Below are 22,339 nucleotides of genomic sequence, written 5' to 3'. Positions count from 1 at the left end.
CAATGCGGGTCCACACGCTCGGGGACGGCGAGCCGGCACTCGTCGTCGTCGTCGGGCAGCACGGCGACGAATCCTGTGGCGAGCGCGCCATGGAGCGGCTGCTGGCGGACGACGACCTCCAGCTCACGGGTGCGGTCACGTTCGTCGTGGCGAACGAGCACGCCGCCGAGCTGGAACGGCGGTTCGTCGACGAGGACCTCAACCGCGCGTACCCCGGCGACCACGAGGCGTCGTCGCACGAAGCAGGGCTCGCGAGCGACCTCCTCGACGCTGTCGGTGACCGTGTCGTGCTCGACCTCCACTCGACGGTCTCGACCGAGGAGCCGTTCGCCCTCTACCAGCGGCTCACCCCCCGGTCGCGACAGCTCCTCGAACGTACGGGACTCGACCGCGCCGTCGACATCCGCACCGAGCCCGGCGGCCTGACGAACCACGTCGAGGGCGTCGCCGTGGAGTGCGGCAGGAAGGGCACCGAGGCCGCCGTCGACAACGCCGAACGGATCGTCAGGAACGTGCTCGCGGCCTACGGCGTGGTCGCAGACGAGGCCGCGGTCGGCGACCCGACCGTCTTCGAAGTGACGGAGCGCGTCGACGGCGCGGGCTACGATTTCCTCGGCGAGAACTTCGTCGTGGTGCCCGCCGGCGAGGCGTTCGCCCGGCGCGGCGAGGAGGAATTCATCGCCGACGAGCCGTTCTACCCGGTGCTGATGTCGACCGACGGCTACGACGAGAGCGTCGGTTTCGCGGCACAGCTCCGTGGCCCGCTCTCCGCCGTCGACGACGACGACGAGTGACTACTGCTCGAACGCCTTCTCTCGGTCGATACTGAACTCGAGCCCGCTGGTCCCGACCTCGCGCTCCGCGGGCACCGTCTCGCCCACCAGTTCGTCCAGCTCGTTCGGCGCCACGCCCATGGCGTCGAGGAACGACTGGAGTTCGCAGTTCGCGCCCCACACGGGCGGCTTCGTGAACTCGTCGACGAACTCGTTGCCCGAGGGCAGGCCGAGAGTCACCGCCACCGTCACGTTCGTCTCCGTCACGTCGACGATGGGGACCGAATCGAGGTCCGACCCCGCCTGGACGTCCGCCAGCTCGTCGACCGCGTCGTCGATATCGTCTGTCATGCGCTTTATTTCGAAGCCGGCGCTCCTAATCGTTGCGTTCCGGCGCGTCGGTGGGCCGACACGTTCAGGAACTGTACCGGGTCACGGCCCAGCCCAGAAGCAGGCAGGCGAGGCCGCCGACCGCGAGTCTGAGGTCGACCGTGACCGCGTAGCTCCCGCAGTCGGCGACCTGCAGCATCGCGCCGTCGAGTGTGACCGAGACGCCCCACGTCGAGAGCGCGTGGTCACGACAGCCCATCCCCGGTACGAAGAGGGCGTAGAACGCGACGATGCCCCCGACGAGGGCGAGCGACATCCCGAGTTCCGGCAGCCAGCGGCGGGCCGTCGACGTACTCATCGAGCGTGGTTTCTCGACGGGGCGGCAAATGTGTTGTCACTCCGCCCGGTCGTCGCCGACGAGGACTTGCCCCAGCGCCACGGCCGACAGTATGGGGACGCTCCACCCCAGCCCGGCTACCGCCAGCCAGCCCGCCCGGCCGCATCCAACAGCCTTACCAGCGAACGCCGCCGACCCTGCGCCGATGACTGCCGCCATCGAGGTCGAAGACCTCAGGAAATCCTACGGCGAGGTCCGGGCGCTCGACGGCCTCTCCCTCCGCGTCGAGGCGGGCGAGTTCTTCGGGCTGCTCGGCCCCAACGGCGCGGGCAAGACGACGTTCATCAACGTCCTCGTCGGGCTGGTCCGCAAGTCGGGCGGCCACGCCGAGGTGTTCGGACACGACGTCGTCGACGAGTACCGCGAGGCCCGCGACGCCATCGGGCTCGCGCCACAGGAGTTCAACGTCGACCGCTTCTTCCCCATCGAGGAGGTGCTCGTCCACAAGGCGGGCTACCACGGCATCCCCGAGGACGAGGCGCTGGACCGAGCCCACGAGGCGCTCAAGCGTGTCGGCATCTACGACAAGCGCGAGGAGCGCTTCGACTGGCTCTCCGGCGGGATGAAGCGCCGGCTGCTGCTCGCCCGGGCGCTCGTCACCGAACCGGAGCTGCTCATCCTCGACGAGCCGACCGCGGGGGTGGACGTCCAGCTCCGCCACGACCTCTGGGAGGTCGTCCGCGACCTGAACGAGAACGGCACGACCATCCTGCTCACCACGCACTACATCGAGGAGGCAGAGCGCCTCTGTGACCGCGTCGCCGTCATGGACGACGGCCGGAAGGTCGAGGTGGCGACACCGGACGACCTGATGAACCGCGGGACCGACACCGTGACCGTCACGCTCCGGGACGCACCGGCTGAGACGCCGCCCCTCGGGAACACGCTCGAGCGTGTCGAGTCCGTGGAACTCGACGGCGACCGGCTGGTCGTCCGCGCGAGCAACGGCGGCGCGGTCACACCGGACCTGCTGAACGAGCTGGAGGCGATGGGCCACGTGGTGGTCGACCTCGACATCTCGCGCACCAGTCTGGAGGAGATATTCGTCGAGCTGACGGGTGACGACCGATGAGGGGACTCGCCGTCGGCACCCGCGCGCTACTCAAACGCGAGATACTGCGGTACGTGCGCCGCCCCCGGAACACGTTCCTCCCACCCTTCATCAACAACGTGCTCTACTTCGCGGTGTTCGGGGTCATCCTCGGCAGCCGCATCGGCAGCTACGGCGACGGCATCCCGTACATCAAGTTCGTCCTGCCCGGCCTCGTCGTCCTCGGCGCGGTGTCGAACGGGTTCGAGAACGCCTCGTTCTCCATCTTCCACGGGCGGTGGAACGAGTACATACTGTGATAGAGTGAATAAGAATTGAGTAAAAGGTAGTGACGACGGGGCCGGTTGGAACATTAACACACTCCACATACGCACAGGATAAGTAAGTCGGTGCGTGAGATTTTCAGTGTGGAGCTTAGATTTGCCCTACAGTGGACATGAGTGTCGTTAGGATTGTCTGTAAGGCGTTTATTTTCTTTCCGAGGGGCAGGCATCATCCCGACACAGAAATCGATTGTGGGGCACCTCACAACGCCCTGAGAGGAAACGAGGTTGTCGCCCAATCCTCCGATTTTCAGACTGTTGGGGAGTAGTGGAACAGGGAGTATGGAAATGTCTTTAGAGCCCCTTAAGATAGTTCTAAACGTTTTAACGCATAGAGGGAGTGTGTAAACCTACAGTCGGTGAATCCCCTCTATGCGGTGAACCGTCACAGTTAGTGCTGTGTGAACCATTGCGGTGCTGTGTTCACCGTAGGGTTGGTATTTGCGGTGCGGTGGCGAAAGCCCGGCCGCGCGGTGCGGGAAGGCCCGGAACGTGGAGGCGGGCGGGGGAGGTGAAAAGAGAGAGGGAAAGGAAAGGGGACTACAGGGGATAGGATAGGAGAGTAGAGTTTGACAGCGCGCGTCTTTGAGACGAGAGGGAAGGAAAGGGGACTACAGGGGGAAGGAAAGGGAGAGAGAAAAACATCGGCCGGGCGACCCGTCGGTGCGGTGGTCGCCAGTCAGATTTTGGATTAGTGCTTATTTGCGGTCTTTTACTGCTTTCGATGCGTCAGATTCGCTTCTGGTAGAACCTACAGATTGCCCGTCGTGGTGAATCGGTATATTTGGTGGGGTGCTGTAGCCTGCTCTAACCCGGCGGTGTCCATTGAGGTTTGCTTTGTAGTGGTCCTTATTTTCCTCTTCGATGGTGAATGTAACTCTGTCTCCGACTTCTATATCGCGGTTACTGGGAGCAATTATGACCGTGCGTTTTCCGCCCATTCCGGGGTATACAATCGGGTTTCCGGAGTTACTGAATTCATCGACAGCAGCCTCGTAGAGTTTACCCATCTCGGGCATGGGCGACGGTACTCATTGTTAGTGTAAATAAATTTTGGCGTTGAGGTGTTAGTTCGTTGATTGGCGAAAGCCCGCGCAGCGTAGCGAGCAGGAACGTGGAGGCGGGCGGGGAAGGTCGATGGGTTGATACGCCGAGACTCCACTTTGGTTTCAACTCTAAGGCCGTGAGCTCATACGACGTATGTCTGTGAAGATTTGTTTTGCTTCTATGTCCCAACCATCCTCTCAAAATCGAATTTCTTGTGACGTACCCCATGTTGTCTGTGGAGATTCTGAGACGGTTGCTATTTTCTGCTACGTTCTACCACGGCCATAGCTGATTCTTCTAATTCTTTGGTGGTATTAGCGAGTTGTAGGTTTCCGTCCCGTTCGGCTTTCATCCGTAGTTCCTTCAGGTTCTGTGCCAAGACCAACGAACCGCTATGATATTCGTCAAGTTCCCTGTGCGCTTCCTGTAGGTCGGTGGCTATCTCTCGAAGGGTCATATCAGTTCCTGCGTAGGAGAGTGATTCTGTGGCGACGGCGTCGGGTATTCCGATTGTGCTTTCAGACACAGAGAATCTTTTAGCGAGCTTCTACTTAGTTCTAAGGTCTTAAAGTATCGACATTAACTCTTTGGCGGCACTTGCGGTGCGTAATGCCGCCCGTCGCAAGAAGCGCGTGGAAGGGGTATCTCGGTGCGCTAAGTGTGGGGGTTGACTCTACGCTTCGGGGTTGAAAAGACGTGATTCTTCTTTCGCTTCGTCTTTTGACTGTTGGAGGTAGATGAGAGTAGTGTCAAGTTCATCATGGCCTAAGAGGGTTTGTAGAGTTTTAACGTGAATATCAGATTTTATAGACTGCATGGCAAACGAATGTCGTAATGTGTGGGCTGTTACTTTGTGTATCTCCCGACCATCCGCATATTCGTTGAGAGTTTCTTGTAGGTCGGCTTTTTCTGCTGTCTTTTTGACCATTTGATTGATGTAATCGCCAGAAATATGGATACTGTTGTTGGTTGGAAACAGGTATTCCGATTCGTCGGCGTAGGTCATACTCTCTCTGCCACCGTAATCTAACCATTGTGATAGTTGGAATCCGATATAGTCCTCGTTATAAGATACGATACGACTCTTGTCAGACTTCCGTGGTGGAATAAAGATTGATTTATCCTCCTTATCTATGTGCTTCACCTTACAAGCAGCTAATTCCCCACGTCGAAAACCACAATTAAATAGTAATCTTATAATTAGCTCGTTTCGAATACGTGGGGAAGGCACATTATCAACTAACTTTGACACTTCGTCGGGTTTGAGGTATGGAAATTTGTCGTCTGTTGTCTCTGAGAGGCCGGTTTGTTTCTTTGTATCTCCCCGGAGTAACTTTTTATCTTCTTTGTCGAAACTATCGTATGGGTTTTCAGGAATATTCGGCATATCAGTGTGTATTTTGTCGAGTTTCTCCATATCTTGATAGAATTTCGAAATAGCAGAAACTCTCTGGCTAATTGTGGTTGGGGCCATCCCTTCATGGGTTAGTTCTCGAACAAAGAGTAACAAATCACCATACTCGGCATCCCATACCTGCTTACCACGGTTGTCTGTAAGCCACGTCTGCCAATTATCGACGTGGCGGACGTACCTATCAACCGTTGAGTCTGCCGAAGTCATGCTGCGTTCATGCCGGTATTTCGAGAGTGCGGTCTCAAAATCCATTAGTCAAGCCTCTTGTAGTACGTCGGACCATCATGTTCCGGCTTTCCAACCCGTTCGACCATCCCCGTCTGGTCGGCTAATCGAGAGAGTGTATTGATAACCTCTTTTTCATCCCGATTAATCCGTTGTGCAACCTCAACATCGCCGATATTCCCTGAAGGGGGGAGTACTTTGAATATCTCGTTTTTCAGGTTGGTCTTTTCCGACGCATTGACCTCCTGCTCCAGGCTCCCGATACGTTCGTCCAAACTGCTGAGGGTCGATTCCATTCGCGCGAGACTGTCTGTAACCTTCTCTAATGCTTCTGTGTTAGCCTCTGCGGTGCGTGGGCTAACCTCTCCGGTATCTTCTCCAGCTTCGTCGGCGAGTTCGTGTGCGACAGAAGTACGGATTAAATCAGAGAGGCTGGAATACTCCGGAGATTCGGCCACGGCATCGTCCCATCTCTCTTTCTGTGCCGGCGAGACTGTGAGGTTGACGCGCTTTCTGTCTGCCATTACGACTCGACAGACACACGGCTATTGAATAAAACTTGTGTAATACAGCAGCGGAACGAGTACATCCACGAGGTGCTCACGTCGCCGCTGTCGTACCGCCAGCTCTCCTTCGCCTACGTCGCCGCCAGCGCGCTCCGTGGCGTGCTCGTCGGCGTCATCATCTCGGTCATCGGTGTCGTGTTCACGCTGGTGCATCCGAACTACGACATCGTGAGCGTCGCCCACCCCGTCTATCTCGCCGTCTCGCTCGTCGCCGTCTCCGCGCTGTTCGCCTGCTTCGGCATCGTCGGCGGACTCTGGGCGCGGGACTTCGACTACCTCACCGTGCTCAACCAGTTCCTCATCCGCCCGCTGGTGTTCTTCGGCGGCGTCTTCTACCCGCTCTCGGCGCTCGACGGGATCTGGTACACCGTCTCGCTCGCGAACCCGATGGTCCACATGGTCGACGCAGTGCGCTACGGCTTCCTCGGCTACGCCGAACGCGACCCCGCGCTCTCGCTGGGTATCCTGCTCGTCGCGACCGGGGTCGTCTTCGCGGTCGACGTGGCGCTCGTCGCGAGAGGCTACGGACTGACCGAGTGAACCCTCCTCGAACGCGGGCAGTCGGCCGATTCTCACCACGCAGGATTCGCAGACGCCTTTGAACCATCCCTACACGTACGTTCACACATGACTCTCGAAACGCTCGCGCAGTACGGCGTCGAACGGATGGACGACGAGGCGGTTCGCGCGTTCCTCACCACCCAGAACGTCGGCATCCTCGGTCTACCGACGGCAGACGCACCCGTCCTCCTGCCGCTGTCGTTCGGGTTCGACGGCGAGTCGACGCTCTACTTCACCTTCGTCCTCCAGGGGGACAGCGAGAAGCAGGCGCGCGCCGAGCAAGCCGAGGCAGCGACGTTCCTCGTCTACCAGGCCGACACCGCGTTCACGTGGCAGAGCGCTCGACTGACCGGGCGAATCGAGCCGGTGCCGGAGGACGAGGTGGACGCGGCGCGCGACGCACTGGCGAACGCCTGGCGGCCGACCCTGTTCGAGGAGTCGACCGACGGCGTCGACGTCGAGCTCTACCGGTTCGTCGTCGCGGACTGGTCGGCGATCAAGCAGACCGGCCTCCCGCCGGGGTTCGACGGGTAGCCGGACCGGCGCGGACGACTCGGGGGAGCACCTTTCAGGCACGCCGCCGAAGCGTCGGGTATGCCGGACGTCGAGCACGACCAGACCATCGTCAACGACGTGCGCCTCCACTACGTCGAAGCCGGCGACCCCGACGACGAGACGGTGGTCCTCCTCCACGGCTTCCCCGAGTACTGGTACACCTGGCACCGACAGCTCCCCGCCCTCGCCGACGCCGGCTACCACGTCGTCGCGCCGGACATGCGGGGCTACAACACCTCCGAGAAACCCCACGGGAAAGACGCCTACACGCTCGGCCGGCTCTCGCGCGACGTGGTCGGTCTCGTCGAAGCGTTCGGCGAGACGGGCCACGTGGTGGGCCACGACTGGGGGGGGCGTCGTCGCCTGGGATATCGGCGCGCGCCACCCCGCCGTCGTCGAGACGCTCACCGTGCTGAACGCGCCCCACCTCGGCGCGTTCCAGCGCGAACTGCTCCGCAATCCGGGCCAGCTCCGGCGCTCGTGGTACGCCCTCTGGTTCCAGGTGCCGTGGCTACCGGAACGGCTGTTCGGGGCCGCGAGCGGCCGGATCTTCTCCGAGCTGTTCGCCGAGCGGACCAGCAGTGAGGACGCCTGCTCCGCAGAGGACGTCCACATGTTCGAACACGCGTTCACGCTCCCCGGTACTCCCACCTCCGCTATCAACTACTACCGGGCGCTGTTCCGTACCCTCGGCCTGTCGATGCTCCCGCTCGTCGGCGGTGAGGGACCGCCCCTCGACGTCGACGTGTCGACGCAGGTCCTCTGGGGACTGGACGACGAGGCGCTCTCGCCCAACCTCACCGAGGGGCTCGACGAGTGGGTGTCCGACCTCCGCGTCGTGCGGTTCCCCGACGCGAGCCACTGGCTCCACCTCGACGAGCCCGACGCCGTGACCGACAACCTGCGCGAGTTCTTCGACGCCCACGACTGAGCCGGGAGACGCACGCTTTTCACCCTCCGCCGCCGAGAGACGGGCATGACCGACGACGAGGAACTCGCGTGGCGCGTCGAGTCGTCCCACGTCGCCTACGAGTGTCCCGGCTTCGACGTCGTCCACGACGAGGTCACGCTGCCCGACGGCACGCGCACCGACTACGACTACGTCGACGAGCCGCCGGCGGTGGTCGTGCTCCCCTTCACTCCCGGCGGCGACGTGGTCGTCATCGACGAGTGGCGGCAGGCGGTCGGCCGCGTCAACAACGGCCTCCCCGCCGGCAGCGTCGAGCCCGACGACGACGACCTCTCGCTCGCCGCCCGGCGCGAGCTCCGCGAGGAGACCGGCTACGAGGCCGGGAGCGTCGAACCACTCACGACCGTCGAGCCCTCCAACGGCGTCGGCAACTCCGTCCACCACCACTTCGTCGCCCGCGACTGCGAGCCGGCGGGCGACCAGGAGCTCGACCACGACGAGAGCATCCTGGTCGACACCCGCCCCTACGACGAGCTGCTAGCCGCCGCCCGCGACGGCGCTCTGCGCGACGGGCGGGCCATCACCGCACTCTGCTACTACGAACTGTTCGGCTGAGCGGCCGGGGGTTCAAGTACGATACCGCGCCCAGACGTGGCGTGCGCTGAGAATCGCCACGCGACGGCCGAGGCCGGTGTGCGACGCACCGTCGTGTGCCCCCTGCCGCGTCGCCTGTCCGCCCCCACCGTCTGCTCGATGTCGTGTTATCTCCTACCACAGTGGTTTTGTCGGTACGACACCTAGGAGACGTGTGCAGCGTCGGTTCCTCTCGTACCGCACGACGCTCGCGGTGCGGCTCGCCGGGTTGATCGTCCTCGTCAGCTACGGCTTCGCCGTCGGCGCGGGGCTCCCGTTCGCATTACTCGCCGCTGCGTCCGTGTATCTCGAGGCGCGACGCCCCGATCGCGTGCCGGCGCACTACCGGTAGTCCCGCCGAACGCGCACCTCGTCGCCAAACGATACCCTTACCGCCGGTGCCCGGGTAGCCGACGCCAATGAGAGAGAAGTTCGAGGTCCGCGACAGCGACGCCGGCGGTCGCATCGGGGAGTTGACCGTTCCCCGTGCCGGCGTCACCGTCGAGACCCCCGCGCTGATGCCGGTCGTCAATCCGAACATAGTCACCATCGAGCCCTCGCGGATGGCCGACGAGTTCGGCGCGGAGATCATCATCACGAACTCCTACATCATCAAGACGACCGATGGACTCGAAGCCGACGCCCGCGACCAGGGGCTCCACGACCTGCTCGACTTCGACGGAGCCATCGTCACCGACTCCGGGAGCTTCCAGCTCGCCGAGTACGGCGAGATCGACACGAACACCGAGGACATACTCCAGTTCCAGCACGAGATCGGCAGCGACATCGGCACGCCCGTGGACATCCCGACGCCCCCGGACGTCTCCCACGAGCGCGCCGAGTCCGAACTCCGCACGACACAGGAGCGCCTGGAGCTCGCCGAGACCATCGACGTGGGCGACATGCTCGTCAACGCGCCGGTGCAGGGCTCGACCCACCCCGACCTGCGCGAAGACGCCGGTGCACACGCCGCGGAGACGGACCTCGATGTGTTCCCCGTCGGCGCGGTCGTCCCGCTGTTGAACGACTACCGCTACGACGAGATGGTCGACGTGGTCGCCGCGTCGAAGCGCGGCCTCTCGCGCGACTGCCCGGTCCACCTGTTCGGGGCGGGGCACCCGATGATGTTCGCCCTCGCCGTCGCCATGGGCTGTGACCTGTTCGACTCGGCGGCGTACGCGCTGTACGCCCGGGATGGCCGTTACCTCACGGTCGACGGCACCGAACACGTCGAGGAGCTCGACTACATGCCCTGCTCGTGTCCGGTCTGCGTCGACGAGACGCCGGAGTCTCTCCGTGCGATGGACGACCGCGACCGTGAGGAGGCACTCGCCGCCCACAACCTCCACGTCACCTTCGCGGAGATGCGCACCATCAAGCAGGCCATCCGCGACGGCGACCTCATGGAGCTCGTCGAGCGGCGCGCCCGCGCCCATCCGGCGATGCTCGACGGCTACCGTGCGCTCACCGACCACGCGGCCCAGCTGGAGGAGACCGACCCCGCGTCGAAGGGCTCGTTCTTCTACCTCTCGAACGAGAGCGCACAGCGGCCGGAGGTCGTCCGGCACCACGAGCGGCTGGACCGGCTCTCCCCGTCGGGCGAGGTGCTGCTGACCGAGGGCGACCACTCGAGCGACTACGACGAGTCCTGGCCGGTCGTTCCGCCCTTCGGCCCGTTCCCGAAGGCGCTCCGGAACACCTACCCGCTGACCGCGGAGATGCCGAGCCGGCTCGACCGCGACGCGTACGAGGCCGCCGCCAGCGGCGTGGCACGACTCGCCGACGTGAATCCCGACACCTCGTTCACACTCGCCCACGAGGGCTGGCCGGAGAGCGCGCTGGCGCTCGTTCCGGAGTCGGTGAGCGTCGAGAACCTGTGGCGCGGCGACCGCTGAACGCTGGCCCGCTCGCCCCGGAGCGGATGTCGGTGCACAAAGCAAGATAGTAGTCCGTCGGTCCCCGACACCGTGCCATGACCGACTACTTCGAGGTTCTCGAGCGCGACGGCGCGGCCCGGCTGGCCGAGCTCCGGCTGACCGAGGCCGTGACGACGCCGGCGCTCGTGGACGAGCACGTCGACGACGCCGGGAGCCTCTGGCGGGCCGAGCGCGAGCTACCCGACGGCGACGAGTCCCGGCTGACCGTCCTTCCGCATCGAGGCCTCCCGGCAGGCACCGCTGACGAAGTCGCCGACTCCTTCGCCGTCGACTACCCGTCCGTCGACTACCCGAGCGCCGCGGTCGTCTCCGCGGACACGGCGGCCGACCACGGCGCGGACGCCTACGTCGTCTCGGACGCCGGTGGCTCGCTCGGCCACGGTGCGGGGATGAAAGACCTCGTTCTGGCAGTCCGCGACGCAATCCCGGACGACACCGGGCTCTACCTCTCTGGCGTCGCCACGCCGCGGAACGTCGCCGTCCTCGCCTACGCCGGGGTCGACCTGTTCGACGCCCACCGGGCCTACGTCCGCGGCACCGAGGGCCGCTACCTGACGACCGACGACGCCTACTTCCTCGAGGACCTCGACGAGCTCCCGTGTGCCTGTCCGGCCTGCGCGACGCCGCGCGAGGAGTTCGGCCGCGAGGACTGTGCGGCACACAACGTCAACGTCCTCGAGGCCGAGCTACGGCGGGTCCGTCGACGCATCCGCGACGGCCGTCTACGCGACTACATCGAGGGCCAGGCCCGCCAGGACCAGTGGCTCACGGCGCTCATGCGCGAGCTCGACCAGCAGTACAGCTACCTGGAGGAGCGGACGCCCGTCTACCGCGGCGCGGACCTGGACGCGGCGACGGAGGACACCATCCGCCGGGCCGAGATCCAGCGCTTCGCCGAGCGCGTGACGACCCGGTACCGGAGCCGGTTCGACGACCACCCGCTCGTGCTCGTGCCGTGCTCGGCCGCGAAGCCCTACAGCGAGTCCCAGAGCCACCGGCAGTACATGGACGCCATCCAGTTCCGGGGCCACATCGTCTCGATGACCTCGCCGATCGGCGTCGTCCCGCAGGAGCTGGAGACCACGTACCCCGCCCAGCACTACGACTCCGTGGTGACGGGCCGCTGGAGCGCCGACGAGGTGGAGTTCGTGAGCGAGGTGCTCCGGCGCTACCTCGAGCGGAGCGACTACCCACGTATCGTCGCACACGTTCCGGACGACTATCGGCCCATCCTCGAACGCATCGAGGGTGACCTCGACGTCCCCGTCGAGTACACCGTCGCGGACCACCCGACGACGAGCGAGAGCCTCGGGAACCTGCGCGACGCGCTGGCGGGCGAGGACGCCTACAGCAAGCGCGAACGCGAGCACAACACGGTCCGGGCGCTGGCGGACGTCCAGCTCGGCGACGGCGCGGGCGACGACCTGTTCGAGTCGTTCCGGACGACGAGTCGGTACCCGAAGCTCCAGGTCCGCGACGACGACGGCGAGCAGCTCGCGACGCAGGTCCCGAGCTACGGGACGCTCTCCTTCACGCTCGAAGGAGCCCGCCGCTGGGACGAGAGCGACGCGCCGACGAAGCGGGTCGAGATCGACGGCTTCGTTCCGCACGGCAGCGTGCTCGCGCCCGGCGTCGTCGACGCCGACGAGGACATCCGCGTCGGCGACGAGGTTGTCGTCGAGGGGCCGGCTGCCTACGCCATCGGTCGTGCACAGATGCACGGCGCAGCGATGGTCGAGAGCACGCGTGGCGAGGCGGCGTCGGTCCGCCACGTCGAAGAGAAGTAGTCAGGTCGTTCGTCTCGATACGTAGTTCGTGGCCCGCTCCGGCAGTCTCGCTCGCAGTCACCCGGCCGGTCGCGGGGACCAGATTCGTATGACCTACATATTCGTTGGAACGCGGCTACCAACTGGTTGCCTGGCGAGTTTATAGGCGCTGAGTCGCTGGATACAACCGATGAGGCAGGAGTCGGTCGCGACGAGTTGCGAGCGTTGCAGGAACAGGACACCGGAGCGTCGTGAGGCGTCCACATTGCAGACCGACGCCCGTTCGGGGTGACGAGGATGAGAGACCACCCGATACCGGACGAGGCAGTGCTGCTCGCGGCAGCGAGAGCCGGCGTGCCGCCGAACCGCCTTCCCGAACTCGTCGGGCTGGTGCAGGCCGACCTCGGGCTCCGGGTCGACGACTACCGGAGCCGTTACGAGTGCGTCCACGAGACGAGCGAGGCGTTCGTCTTCTTCGTCGAATGGGGACACTGGGCGACTATCGGCGAGCGCCTCGGTTTCGATGCGACGGACTCCCACGCGGTCGAGCGTGCCCACGTCGAGCACCTGCACCGACTCGCGCGTGAGGCCGACCGGGTCCAGGAGTTCGCGACGGCCCTCGAGGTGCGGGAGTGCGTCGTCATCGGGAAGGACACGCCACAGGCCGCGACCGACGGCGGGGATACGAGCACCGAGCCCGAGCCGCGTTAGTCACCGCCCGTTGCTGGCCGCCCGATGCGCGTCCTCGACAGCCGCACGGAGCGCCGACTCGTCGGCGGCCCAGGTCAGGTGGCTGGTGCAGTCACAGTCCGAACAGCCGAAGCCGGGAACTGCGTCGGGGAGCCGTCGGGCGACGGCGCACTCGACATCGTCGGCAGTCCGCACATCGCCCGCGACCGTCGCGGCGTCGTGTCCCAGCAGGTAGTCGACGTGCCAGTGTTGCACGTCGCGTTCGCCGGCGGCGACCGCGCGGTGCCGGTCCAGCCGCGAGAACCCGCCGCTGCCGAGCGCGCTGCCCGTGTATCCGTACCAGCCCGCGTCCAGCGCCACCTCGCCGAGGGCACCGACGTCGAGCGTGACGGAGCGCGAGAGTTCGACGAGTAGCGTGTACGTACCACCAGCCATGAGCGGACGTGCCGGCGGCGACTGCAAGAAGCCGGCGGTCCACGCCGACGCGACCGGCTTTTGTGCCGTCGTCCCGGAGTCGGGGCCGTGACCCGACTCGACCGCCGGCGTGCGTGGCGCTGGGGGCCCGCGGTCGGCTGGGCGACGGTCGTCGTCGTCGCCTCGCTCGTCGACCCACCTGGGGCAGCGACGGCGACGACCGGCCCGTTCGGCGTCCTGCCGGCGGACAAGTGGCAACACGGGCTCGGCTACGCCCTGCTCGGTGGGCTGGTCGCACGGTCGTTCGGCCGGTCGACGCTGCGAGCGGCGCTGCTGGCGGTCGGCGTCGTCGTCGCCGTCGGCGTCGGCGTGGAGGTCCTCCAGTCGTTCGTCCCCTGGCGAACTGCCTCGCTCCTCGACGGCACGGCGAACGCGGTCGGCGCGCTCGTCGGCGTGGGTGGCTGGCAGCTCGCCGCGAAAAGGTCTCCCGGGCGCTGGGAACGCTCGTAACAGGCTTTTCTCCACCGGGACGACTCTCGTGTATGAGCTCACAGGGCACCTGCACGCGGCGGACTGCACTCCGAGCACTCGGCGTCGGGGCCGGCCTCGCTGCGACGGGCGCGACGGCAACCGCACAGGACCAGCCGACGTTCGACGGCTGGCTGGACAACGTCGGCAACTACGACGGAGTCGTCGACGAAACGGGCAGCGACAGCGTGACCGTCCAGGTCGGGAGCCAGGCCAACGGCGGCGCGTTCGGTTTCTCGCCACCGGCGGTCCGGGTCGACCCTGGCACCGAGGTCGTCTGGGAGTGGACCGGCGACGGCAGTGTCCACAACGTCCTCCCGGACTCGGGCGGCTGGGGCTCCGAACTCGTCAGCGACCCGGGGCACACCTACTCGCAGACCTTCGACGAGGCGCAGGTGGTGAAGTACTACTGCGATCCCCACAAGGGGCTTGGCATGAAAGGCGTCGTGGTGGTCGGTGACGCCGGGTCGTCCGGCGGTGGCGGCGGCCAGGAGAGCTTCGAAGAGCCGGACTACGGCGGCTGGTTCGACGACGTGGGGAACTACGAGTCGACCGCGAACGAGACCGGGAGTGACAGCGTGACCGTCCAGGTCGGGAGCCAGGCCAACGGCGGCGCGTTCGGGTTCGCCCCGCCAGCGATCCGGGTCGACCCTGGCACCGAGGTCGTCTGGGAGTGGACCGGCGACGGCGGCGTCCACAACGTGCTCGCCGAGGGCGCGAACTGGGGCTCCGAACTCGTCAGCGACCCGGGGCACACCTACTCGCGGACCTTCGAGGAGCCCGGCATCCACAAGTACTACTGCAAACCCCACGAGGGGCTGGGCATGAAGGGTGCCGTCGTGGTGACCGGCGACGGCGGCACCGACGAGAGCGCCGCCGAGGGCTGGACCGAGCCCACGTCCCAGCCCCGCCCGGTCGGCGAATCCAGCATCGAACCTCTGGAGCTTGCCTTCGTCGGCGGCTTCGGCTCGCTGCTGCTGTTCCCCGCGCTCGTCGGCATCGCGATGGGGCTGGGCTCCGACGGCCGGCCGGAAGATGAACCGGGCGGCGGAAACTGACCGCCAGCCGGCGCCCGAAAAACCGAACTGTCTTAATGCATCCGTTCGCAGTAGCTGGATACGGATGTACGACCCGTCCGCGACGGACGAACCGGAGTTCCAGTCTGTCGTCGATGCCCTCGACGACGAGGACTGCCACACGATCATCGAGGCGCTCGACGAGCCGATGACCGCCAGTGAACTCTCCGAGGAGTGCGACATCCCGCTCTCGACGACCTACCGGAAGCTCGAACAGCTCACCGAGGCGTCGCTGCTCGTCGAGGAGACCCAGCTCCGTCCGGACGGCCGTCACACGTCGCAGTACCGCGTCAACTTCGAGAACGTCACAATCATGCTCGCCGAGGACCACTCGCTCGAACTACGCATCGCTCGGCCACCCGAAACGCCAGACGAACGCCTCGCGTCGATGTGGGAGGAGGTGCGCAAGGAGACATGACACACCTCTCAGCCCTCGTCATCGCGTTCAAGACGCTCGCGCTCGTCTTCGGCGGCCTCATCACCTACTTCGCCACGAAGGCGTACCGCCGGACCGGATCGCCCGCGCTCCGTGCGCTGGCGGTCGGCTTCGGCTTCGTCACGCTGGGCGCGATGCTGGCCGGTGCCGCCGACCAGTTCATCATGGGGACCGACGACCGCACCGTCGCGCTGGCCATCGAGAGCCTGCTGACCACCGTCGGCTTCGGCGTCATCCTCTACTCGCTGTACGCCGACTGAGCCGTCGGCCCCTCGGCGACCCGAAGCGGATTTACGCACACGACCGTTGTTCTCCGGCAATGAGCAAGCCCAGCCCCGAGGTGTACGAGCAGGGGAAGGGGATGGACGCGCACAACCAGGTGATGCGTCGCATCCGCGCCGAGAAAGACGAGACGTACGACCCCCACGAGCCGACGCGGGTGTGGCTCGACGAGGACAACACGCCCGGCGGCGTGTTCCAGAGCCTGACCATCATCCTGAACACCGGCGGCTGCCGCTGGGCTCGCGCCGGCGGCTGCACGATGTGTGGCTACGTCGCCGAGTCCGTCGAAGGTGGCTCGGTGAGTCACGAGGCGCTGATGGACCAGATAGCGGTCTGTCTGGACCACGAGGCCGAGAACGCGGACGAGCAGAGCGACCTCATCAAAATCTACACCTCCGGGAGCTTCCTCGACGAGCGCGAGGTCGGTGCGGAGACCCGCCGTGCCATCGCGGAGACGTTCGCGGACCGCGAGCGCATCGTCGTCGAGTCGCTGCCGGACTTCGTCGACAGGGAGAAGATCGGCGAGTTCACCCGTCACGGGCTGGACACCGACGTCGCCGTCGGACTGGAGACGGCGACCGACCGCGTGCGTCACGACTGCGTGAACAAGTACTTCGACTTCGCGGACTTCGAGGACGCCTGCGCCGAGGCCGTCGCGGCCGACGAGGCAGCGGGGGACGACGAGGGCGACGCCGGCGTGAAGGCGTACCTGCTGATGAAGCCGCCGTTTCTCTCGGAGCCGGAGGCGCTCGAAGACATGAAGTCGTCCGTGCGTCGCTGCAGCGCGGTCGACGGCTGTCACACCGTCTCGATGAACCCCTGCAACGTCCAGCGGTACACGATGGTCGACGAGCTGTTCTTCCGGGGCGGCTACCGCCCGCCGTGGCTCTGGTCGGTCGCGGACGTGCTGGAGTCGACCACCGACTGCGACGCCATCGTCGTCTCCGACCCGGTCGGTCACGGCTCCGACCGCGGCGCGCACAACTGCGGCGAGTGCGACGACCGCGTCCAGACCGCTATCAAGGACTTCGACGTGCGGCAGGACCCGTCGGTGTTCGAGCAGGTGTCCTGTGACTGCGAGCTGACGTGGTCGGCCGTCCTGGAGCGCGAGACCAGCTACAACATGCCGTTGGCCCGGTAGTCACTCCGGCAGCGTCGTCCCGTTCTTCTCTCGGCCATCCGTCTCCCGTTCGTCGACGACCGACGACATCGCCAGCGGCACGTGAAGGGTGACGACGGTACCCCGCGGCTCGTTGTCCTCGAAGCTGAGCCAGCCACCGGCCTGGGTGACGACCCAGTTGACCAGCCAGAGACCGAGGCCACTGGCGTGTCTGAGCTGTGTGATCTCCTGTTCCTCGGAGAGGAGTGCGCGCTCCGGCTCGGGAATGCCGGGGCCGTTGTCCGCGACCGACACCTTCAGGACGTCGGAGTCGGTCTCGCTGCGGGACGCGCTCACGTGGATCTCCGGCTCGTCGGTGTCGTTGTGCTCGACCGCGTTCTCGATGACGTGGAAGATGGCCGTCCGGAGCAGGTCGTCCGCGCGGACCTGTGCGGACTCCGGCAGGTCGGTCGTGAACTCGGCCGCCGGGTACTGCTCGGAGAGCCGCGCGATGGACGTGCTGACGCCCTCGCGGACGTTCACCGGGCCGGTCGCCGTGCGGTCACGGTCGAGCGTGCGCTCGACGGCACGGGTCTTCTCGGCGAGGCCGATGAGGTCGTCCGCGCGGTCGATGATGGTCTCCGAGTAGCCGACGGCGGTGGTCCCGTCGACCACGCCGCCGAGCATCTCCGCCGAGCCCTTGATGATGTTCATCCCGTTGCGCAGGTCGTGTCGAAGCACGCGGTTGAGTATCTCGACGCGCTTCTGCCGCTCCTTGCGCTCGGTGATGTCGGTGTAGACCCCGAACGTCCGCGGGGAGGTCTCGTCCAGGTCGACGGGGACGACGGTCATCAGGAAATCCCGTAGGCCGTCGGTCGTGCGTCGCTTCACCTCGCCCTCGACCAGCTCGCCGCGGTTCGCCCGCTCGTTGATGTGCTGTCCCTCGTCGTCCCGGTCCGGAGGGACGATGAACTCGTCGAGGTTGCTGCCGGCGATCTCGTCGGCGTCGTAGCCGAACACCTGCTCGAACGCGGCGTTGACCTCGACGACCCGGGGAGACCTGTCCTCGTCGTGTACCGCGTACACCACCGGGTCGGGAACGTTCTGGAACAGGGCTGCGAACCGATCGCGCTCGTCCTTGAGCTCGGTCTCGAACGACGCTCGCTCCAGCGCGTCGGCGACGTGGGTCATCAGGAGCTCCGTGAGCTCGAGGTCGGACTGGTCGAACGCGCCGACCTCGTCGGAGACGGCCTGGAACACTCCCTCGTCGCCGACGGGCACGGAGAGAAGCGACCTGTACGCCCGGTCCTCCGGCTCGGCCGCGTTGTCGGCGGTCACGTCGTCGATGAGGAAAGACTCGCCCGTTCGGTGTGTCTTCCCCGCGAGTCCCTGGGTCACCGGGGCGCGGTCGTCGTAGCCTCTGGGCTCGACCTCGGAGGAGAGCGCTCTGGAGACGAGGAACTCGTCGACTTCCTCGTCGACACAGCAGATGTCGAAGTCGAGCACTCGCTCTGCGGCCTCGACGGTCAGCGTCCATATCTCGTCGCGAGTCTCGCAGTCGTCGAGGTCGGAGGCGATGGCGTGCAGTGCCTCTATCTTGCGCTTCTGTGCGACGAGTTCGGCCTCCATGCGCTTGCGTTCGGAGATGTCGCGCACGACGACCGCCGTCCCGTCGAAAGTCGTCTCGTCGGGGAGGCTGGCGATGGTCGCCTCGTACTCGACGACCCCCTCCTCGCCGAACTCGAGCTCGAAGGTGTGTGTCTCGCTGCCGGTGTCGCCGTCGCCCAGCGCCGCCAGCTCCTCACGGCCGCGTTCGATCTGCTCGTCCGGGAGGACCTCGTCGACGTGGCGGCCGAGCAGGTCCTCCCGCTCGTAGCCGATCATCTCGGCCATCACGTCGTTGACCGCACGGAAGCGTCCGGACTCGTCGAGCGCGAACACGCCGTCGCCCGCTGCCTCCACGATGGTGTGGTGTCGCTCCAACTCGCGTTCGCGGGTGCTCCGGTCGAGGGCAGCCTGCGTCGTCGACGCGAGGATGTTCGCCATGTGGACGTCGGTCCGGTCGAAGGCGCTGCGTGACCGGGACCCGAAGGCGAGGATGCCGTGGTCGGCCAGCGGGACGACGATGGCGCTCTCGAGCGCCAACCTACCGGGCATCCCGGTCTTCGACGTCGCATCCTCGTTGATGACGACCGTCTCGTGCTCCTGAAACGCGCGCCAGGCGAGCCCGTCGTTCGGGTCGAGCAACGTCGGTTCCTCGAAGTTGTCCACGGTGGCCGAGACCGGGCGGAGAACCTCCCTGACCTCGTCGTGGAAGAAGACGGCGGCGTAGGGCTGGTCGAGGACAGTCCGGGCGGCCTCGACCACGAAGTCGGCGACCTGGGCTGGTTCCTCGACGCCGACGAGTTCGCTGGTCGTCGCCTGAAGCGACTCGACGGTCTCGCGGCGGTCCACGCGGTCGGTCACGTCCCGGACGAACGAGAGCGCTCCGAGCACGCTCCCGTCGTCGTCGGTCAGCGTCCTATTGTACCACTCACAGGTCAGTTCCTCGCCGTCGGCGGTGACGTTCCGGTTCACGTTGACCTCCGGAACGTCGCCGTCGGGCGAGAGCGCGGCGTCCGAGACGAGCCGGACGGCCTCGCGCTCGTCGGGTGGGACGAGCAGTTCCACGACGTGCTCGCCGATCGCCGCGGCCGGCTCGTGGCCGAAGATGTCGGCCGCGCCGGCGTTCCAGGCGGTGATGTGACCGTCGGCGTCGACCTCCACGACCGCGAGCGGTGCCTGGTCGTAGACGAGCCTGAGGCGGTCGAGTTCGCTGTCGACGGTCGGACCGGCCGTCGGCTCGACCACGTCGGCGACGCGCTCGCGGAGTACCTCGGGACCGGCCGAGACGGGAACGTAGCCGTCCACACCGGCCGCGACGGCCCTGCTCGCGAGGGCTTCGTCGCCGTCCTCGGTGAGAACGAAGAAGGGTAGTGTCGGCCGTCGCTCACGTACCGTCTCGAGCAGGGAGAGTGGGTCGCCGTCGATCGTGTCCGTCGCGACGACGCAGTCGGGTTCGCCATCGAGTTCGTCGAGTGCTGACGCCACGTCGGGCGCAGTGCTCACCGACCAGGGAAGCGACGCTACCGTCTTCGTCCGCACGTCGCCGGGGGGCGCGACGAGCAGGAGGCGTGTTGTCCGTCCAGTCATTCGACTCTCGGCGGCACCACGAGCCACCAGTTATCCGCACCGAAGACAGCCACGGACTTTAATGCTTTAGCCGTTACGAGCCCCGAATCGGGCCTCGATTGGCCGTCGAATCGCCCTACTCGGCGGCGAAGCCGCGAAGGAGCGGCCGTCCGTCGGTGCCACCGACGTCCGCGAGCGCGGCGCGCTCCGGATGGGGCATCAACACTGCCACGGAGTCGCGCTCGCCGACGACACCGGCGACGTTGTGCTTCGAGCCGTTCGGGTTCGCCTCGTCCGTGAGGTTGCCGTCGGCGTCGCAGTACCGGAACAGGACCCTGTCCTGGGTCTCCAGTTGCGTGAGACGGTCCTCGCTGATCTCGTAGCGCCCCTCGCCGTGAGCGATGGGGAGTTCGATGACCTCGCCCGTCTCGTAGCCGGCGGTCCACGGCGTGTCGGTGCGCTCGACCCGGACGTGGACGTGCTCGCACTGGAAGCGGGCGCTGGCGTTCGTCGTGAACGCGCCCTCGGTCAGCCCGGACTCGCAGCCGACCTGCGCGCCGTTGCAGACGCCGAGGACGGGGACGCCCTCGCTCGCCAGCTCGCGCACCTCGTCCATGACGGGCGAGCGTGCGGCCATCGCGCCGGCGCGAAGGTAATCCCCGTAGGAGAAGCCGCCGGGGAGCACGACGCCCGTCGTGTCGGCCGGGAGGCCGTCCTCGTGCCAGACGATCTCGGCGTCGATACCGAGGTCCTCCAGGGCCCGGAGGGCGTCGCGGTCACAGTTCGACCCGCCGAAGCGGACGACGGAGACCGTCATTCGCGCGGGGCGACCTCCACGTCGTAGTCGTGGATGGTCGGGTTCGCGAGCAGGCGCTCTGCCATCTCCGAGGCACGCTCGCGGGCGGCGTCTTCGTCAGCCGCGTCCAGATCGACCTCGAACCGGTCGGCCGAGCGCAGCCCCGACAGCTCGAAGCCCAGGCGCTCCAGCGCGCGCTTGGTCGTCTCGGCCTCCGGGTCGAGGACTCCCTGCTTGAGTCGGACAGTCACCGTGGCGGTGTAGGCGCTCATCAGGTGGAGACGCGCGTTCGTGTTCAAAAACTCTTGTGACTCACGCCTGTGATGCACGTTCGTGGATAGCGTCTCGGTCGGCCACGACGCCGGCTCACTCCCCGTGCGTGAACCCGCGGTCGGGCAGCGCCTCCCCGTCGATACTGACGGCGAGGTCGCCATCGTCGCCGTCCGTGACCTCGCCGACGACCGACAGCGGCACCGGACAGTCGGCGCGGGCGTCCTCGACCGCGTGCTCGGGGACCGTACAGACCAGCTCGAAGTCCTCCCCGAAGTACCAGGCCAGCTCGCGGACCGTCGCCTCGTCCGCGGCGACATCGTGCACCGCGCTGTCGACCGGCACGGCGTCGCCATCGAGCGCCAGCCCGACCTCGCTCGCCTCGGTGAGCTGGTGACAGGAGCGCGCGAGCCCGTCGCTGGAGTCCATCATCGCCGTCGCGTGCTCGGCCAGCGCCAGCCCGGCGGCGACACGGGGCTCGAACCGAAACAGCTCGTTCGCGCGGTCCGTCTCGCTCGCCTCGAACAGTCGCAGGGCCGCGCCGCTCCGTCCGAGCGCCCCGGTCACGCACAGCCGGTCGCCCGGCTCCGCACCGCTCCGCCCCACCGGGTCGTCGGTCCGTCCGAGCGCCGTCGTCGCGACCGTGAACTCCTGGTGTGTGTCGAGGTCGCCACCGACGTACTCCGCCCCGACCGCCTCGCAGACGTCCGTCGCCCCCTGCAGGAACTCGCGGAGCTCCGACTCCTCGAAATCGGGTGCCGCGTACACCGCCACCGCCCCCGTCGCCTCGGCTCCCGTCGCCGCCACGTCCGACAGCGACGCGCCGACCGCCCGCCAGCCTGCCGTGTACCGCGTCGTCCCTGCGGGGAAGTCCGTCCGGTCGTGGAGCATATCAGTCGTCACGACCGTCCCGTCGACGACCGCCGCGTCGTCCCCCGCATGGTCGACGAGGCCGCCGACGAGCGAGAGCGCCGCCCGTTCGTTCATGTCGGCCACGTGTTTCGTGGCGTGTGGCAAAAGGAACGCGGTCCGGGAATAGATTCCACTCCGGCGACCACGATAGCCAGAGCGCACCGTCCCGCTCGGCAT

General features: G+C 66.2%; 28 protein-coding genes and 1 pseudogene. 17 read left to right on the top strand and 12 right to left on the bottom strand.

Annotation, left to right across the window (positions count from 1 at the left end; all coding sequences use genetic code 11):
• Positions 1 to 2: 2 nt before the first annotated feature.
• Positions 3 to 794 carry a succinylglutamate desuccinylase/aspartoacylase family protein gene (locus tag NO978_RS04580; RefSeq protein WP_257298346.1) on the top strand — a complete coding sequence of 264 codons (792 nt, stop codon included), beginning with the start codon at positions 3 to 5 and terminating at the stop codon, positions 792 to 794.
• Here the strand turns inward: NO978_RS04580 and NO978_RS04575 are convergent, their stop codons facing one another.
• The 3 genes from NO978_RS04575 to NO978_RS04565 all read right to left on the bottom strand — a co-directional run bounded on the left by NO978_RS04575 (position 795) and on the right by NO978_RS04565 (position 1,659).
• Entirely contained in the window at positions 795 to 1,124 is a 330-nt protein-coding gene (locus NO978_RS04575) for a hypothetical protein (protein WP_257298345.1), read from the bottom strand.
• A gap of 64 nt (positions 1,125 to 1,188) precedes the next feature.
• Positions 1,189 to 1,461: a hypothetical protein gene (locus NO978_RS04570; RefSeq protein WP_257298344.1), complete on the bottom strand. Its 273-nt coding sequence runs from the start codon at positions 1,459 to 1,461 to the stop codon at positions 1,189 to 1,191.
• A 36-nt stretch (positions 1,462 to 1,497) separates the two neighbouring features.
• Positions 1,498 to 1,659, bottom strand: coding sequence for a hypothetical protein (locus NO978_RS04565; protein ID WP_257298343.1), 162 nt, complete (start codon positions 1,657 to 1,659; stop codon positions 1,498 to 1,500).
• Between NO978_RS04565 and NO978_RS04560 the strand changes: the two genes are divergently transcribed.
• On the top strand, positions 1,646 to 2,572 hold the full coding sequence (locus NO978_RS04560; protein WP_257298342.1) for an ABC transporter ATP-binding protein: 927 nt from the start codon (positions 1,646 to 1,648) through the stop codon (positions 2,570 to 2,572). The genes NO978_RS04565 and NO978_RS04560 overlap by 14 nt on opposite strands.
• Positions 2,569 to 2,844: pseudogene (locus NO978_RS04555) on the top strand (ABC transporter permease); the annotation flags it as partial. The gene NO978_RS04560 and the pseudogene NO978_RS04555, both read left to right, overlap by 4 nt.
• Before the next feature lie 728 nt (positions 2,845 to 3,572).
• On the opposite strand, the gene NO978_RS04550 reads toward NO978_RS04555, so the two are convergent.
• The 4 genes from NO978_RS04550 to NO978_RS04535 all read right to left on the bottom strand — a co-directional run bounded on the left by NO978_RS04550 (position 3,573) and on the right by NO978_RS04535 (position 6,084).
• Complete coding sequence (locus NO978_RS04550; protein WP_257298341.1) at positions 3,573 to 3,893, bottom strand: hypothetical protein; 321 nt, start codon at positions 3,891 to 3,893, stop codon at positions 3,573 to 3,575.
• A 284-nt stretch (positions 3,894 to 4,177) separates the two neighbouring features.
• A complete protein-coding gene (locus NO978_RS04545) occupies positions 4,178 to 4,447 on the bottom strand; it encodes a hypothetical protein (RefSeq protein WP_257298340.1) in 270 nt (89 codons plus the stop codon).
• Positions 4,448 to 4,594: 147 nt separating this feature from the next.
• Positions 4,595 to 5,587: a tyrosine-type recombinase/integrase gene (locus NO978_RS04540; protein ID WP_257298338.1), complete on the bottom strand. Its 993-nt coding sequence runs from the start codon at positions 5,585 to 5,587 to the stop codon at positions 4,595 to 4,597.
• Positions 5,587 to 6,084 carry a hypothetical protein gene (locus NO978_RS04535; protein WP_257298337.1) on the bottom strand — a complete coding sequence of 166 codons (498 nt, stop codon included), beginning with the start codon at positions 6,082 to 6,084 and terminating at the stop codon, positions 5,587 to 5,589. Before NO978_RS04535 ends, NO978_RS04540 begins: the two co-directional genes overlap by 1 nt.
• 24 nt (positions 6,085 to 6,108) lie before the next feature.
• Here NO978_RS04535 and NO978_RS04530 point away from each other — a divergent pair, with 24 nt between their 5' ends.
• From NO978_RS04530 to NO978_RS04490, 9 genes are all read left to right on the top strand, one after another.
• Positions 6,109 to 6,666 carry an ABC transporter permease gene (locus tag NO978_RS04530; RefSeq protein ID WP_257298336.1) on the top strand — a complete coding sequence of 186 codons (558 nt, stop codon included), beginning with the start codon at positions 6,109 to 6,111 and terminating at the stop codon, positions 6,664 to 6,666.
• Positions 6,667 to 6,753: 87 nt separating this feature from the next.
• Positions 6,754 to 7,221, top strand: a complete 468-nt coding sequence (locus NO978_RS04525) for a pyridoxamine 5'-phosphate oxidase family protein (protein ID WP_257298335.1) — start codon at positions 6,754 to 6,756, stop codon at positions 7,219 to 7,221.
• Between the two features lie 60 nt (positions 7,222 to 7,281).
• Positions 7,282 to 7,827, top strand: coding sequence for an alpha/beta fold hydrolase (locus NO978_RS19910; RefSeq protein ID WP_369684104.1), 546 nt, complete (start codon positions 7,282 to 7,284; stop codon positions 7,825 to 7,827).
• A gap of 28 nt (positions 7,828 to 7,855) precedes the next feature.
• Positions 7,856 to 8,173, top strand: a complete 318-nt coding sequence (locus NO978_RS19905) for an alpha/beta fold hydrolase (RefSeq protein WP_369684103.1) — start codon at positions 7,856 to 7,858, stop codon at positions 8,171 to 8,173.
• 45 nt (positions 8,174 to 8,218) lie between these two features.
• The gene (locus tag NO978_RS04510) at positions 8,219 to 8,767 is read left to right on the top strand and encodes an NUDIX hydrolase (protein ID WP_257298334.1); all 549 of its coding nucleotides are present in this window, start codon (positions 8,219 to 8,221) and stop codon (positions 8,765 to 8,767) included.
• Positions 8,768 to 8,960: 193 nt separating this feature from the next.
• Entirely contained in the window at positions 8,961 to 9,137 is a 177-nt protein-coding gene (locus tag NO978_RS04505; protein ID WP_257298333.1) for a hypothetical protein, read from the top strand.
• A gap of 67 nt (positions 9,138 to 9,204) precedes the next feature.
• Complete coding sequence (tgtA, locus tag NO978_RS04500; RefSeq protein WP_257298332.1) at positions 9,205 to 10,680, top strand: tRNA guanosine(15) transglycosylase TgtA; 1,476 nt, start codon at positions 9,205 to 9,207, stop codon at positions 10,678 to 10,680.
• A gap of 77 nt (positions 10,681 to 10,757) precedes the next feature.
• Complete coding sequence (gene arcS / locus NO978_RS04495) at positions 10,758 to 12,509, top strand: archaeosine synthase subunit alpha (protein ID WP_257298331.1); 1,752 nt, start codon at positions 10,758 to 10,760, stop codon at positions 12,507 to 12,509.
• Positions 12,510 to 12,785: 276 nt separating this feature from the next.
• Complete coding sequence (locus NO978_RS04490) at positions 12,786 to 13,199, top strand: hypothetical protein (RefSeq protein ID WP_257298330.1); 414 nt, start codon at positions 12,786 to 12,788, stop codon at positions 13,197 to 13,199.
• Here the strand turns inward: NO978_RS04490 and NO978_RS04485 are convergent, their stop codons facing one another.
• On the bottom strand, positions 13,200 to 13,613 hold the full coding sequence (locus NO978_RS04485; protein ID WP_257298329.1) for a DUF123 domain-containing protein: 414 nt from the start codon (positions 13,611 to 13,613) through the stop codon (positions 13,200 to 13,202). It abuts the gene before it with no gap.
• Positions 13,614 to 13,700: 87 nt separating this feature from the next.
• Here NO978_RS04485 and NO978_RS04480 point away from each other — a divergent pair, with 87 nt between their 5' ends.
• From NO978_RS04480 to NO978_RS04460, 5 genes are all read left to right on the top strand, one after another.
• A complete protein-coding gene (locus NO978_RS04480) occupies positions 13,701 to 14,102 on the top strand; it encodes a VanZ family protein (protein WP_257298328.1) in 402 nt (133 codons plus the stop codon).
• Between the two features lie 32 nt (positions 14,103 to 14,134).
• Positions 14,135 to 15,178: a halocyanin domain-containing protein gene (locus NO978_RS04475; protein ID WP_257298327.1), complete on the top strand. Its 1,044-nt coding sequence runs from the start codon at positions 14,135 to 14,137 to the stop codon at positions 15,176 to 15,178.
• 64 nt (positions 15,179 to 15,242) lie between these two features.
• Positions 15,243 to 15,614, top strand: coding sequence for a helix-turn-helix domain-containing protein (locus NO978_RS04470; protein ID WP_257298326.1), 372 nt, complete (start codon positions 15,243 to 15,245; stop codon positions 15,612 to 15,614).
• The gene (locus NO978_RS04465; RefSeq protein WP_257298325.1) at positions 15,611 to 15,892 is read left to right on the top strand and encodes a hypothetical protein; all 282 of its coding nucleotides are present in this window, start codon (positions 15,611 to 15,613) and stop codon (positions 15,890 to 15,892) included. The genes NO978_RS04470 and NO978_RS04465 overlap by 4 nt, the downstream gene beginning before the upstream one ends.
• A 59-nt stretch (positions 15,893 to 15,951) precedes the next feature.
• Complete coding sequence (locus NO978_RS04460; protein ID WP_257298324.1) at positions 15,952 to 17,055, top strand: archaeosine biosynthesis radical SAM protein RaSEA; 1,104 nt, start codon at positions 15,952 to 15,954, stop codon at positions 17,053 to 17,055.
• Here NO978_RS04460 and NO978_RS04455 read toward each other — a convergent pair whose 3' ends face one another.
• The 4 genes from NO978_RS04455 to thiL form a co-directional block, all read right to left on the bottom strand.
• Positions 17,056 to 20,205 (bottom strand): PAS domain S-box protein, encoded by a 3,150-nt coding sequence (locus tag NO978_RS04455; RefSeq protein WP_257298323.1) that lies wholly within the window; start codon positions 20,203 to 20,205, stop codon positions 17,056 to 17,058.
• 115 nt (positions 20,206 to 20,320) lie between these two features.
• Positions 20,321 to 21,001, bottom strand: coding sequence for a phosphoribosylformylglycinamidine synthase I (purQ, locus tag NO978_RS04450; RefSeq protein WP_257298322.1), 681 nt, complete (start codon positions 20,999 to 21,001; stop codon positions 20,321 to 20,323).
• Positions 20,998 to 21,252 (bottom strand): phosphoribosylformylglycinamidine synthase subunit PurS, encoded by a 255-nt coding sequence (gene purS, locus NO978_RS04445; RefSeq protein WP_257298321.1) that lies wholly within the window; start codon positions 21,250 to 21,252, stop codon positions 20,998 to 21,000. The genes purQ and purS overlap by 4 nt, the downstream gene beginning before the upstream one ends.
• A 94-nt stretch (positions 21,253 to 21,346) precedes the next feature.
• Positions 21,347 to 22,237 carry a thiamine-phosphate kinase gene (gene thiL, locus NO978_RS04440; RefSeq protein ID WP_257298320.1) on the bottom strand — a complete coding sequence of 297 codons (891 nt, stop codon included), beginning with the start codon at positions 22,235 to 22,237 and terminating at the stop codon, positions 21,347 to 21,349.
• Between the last annotated feature and the right edge of the window lie 102 nt (positions 22,238 to 22,339).

Origin of the sequence: Haloarchaeobius sp. FL176, assembly GCF_024609245.1 — an archaeon.
Lineage (GTDB): Archaea > Halobacteriota > Halobacteria > Halobacteriales > Natrialbaceae > Haloarchaeobius.
The sequence above is the reverse complement of the archived record's forward strand: the minus strand, read 5'-3'. Positions and strand labels throughout refer to the sequence as shown.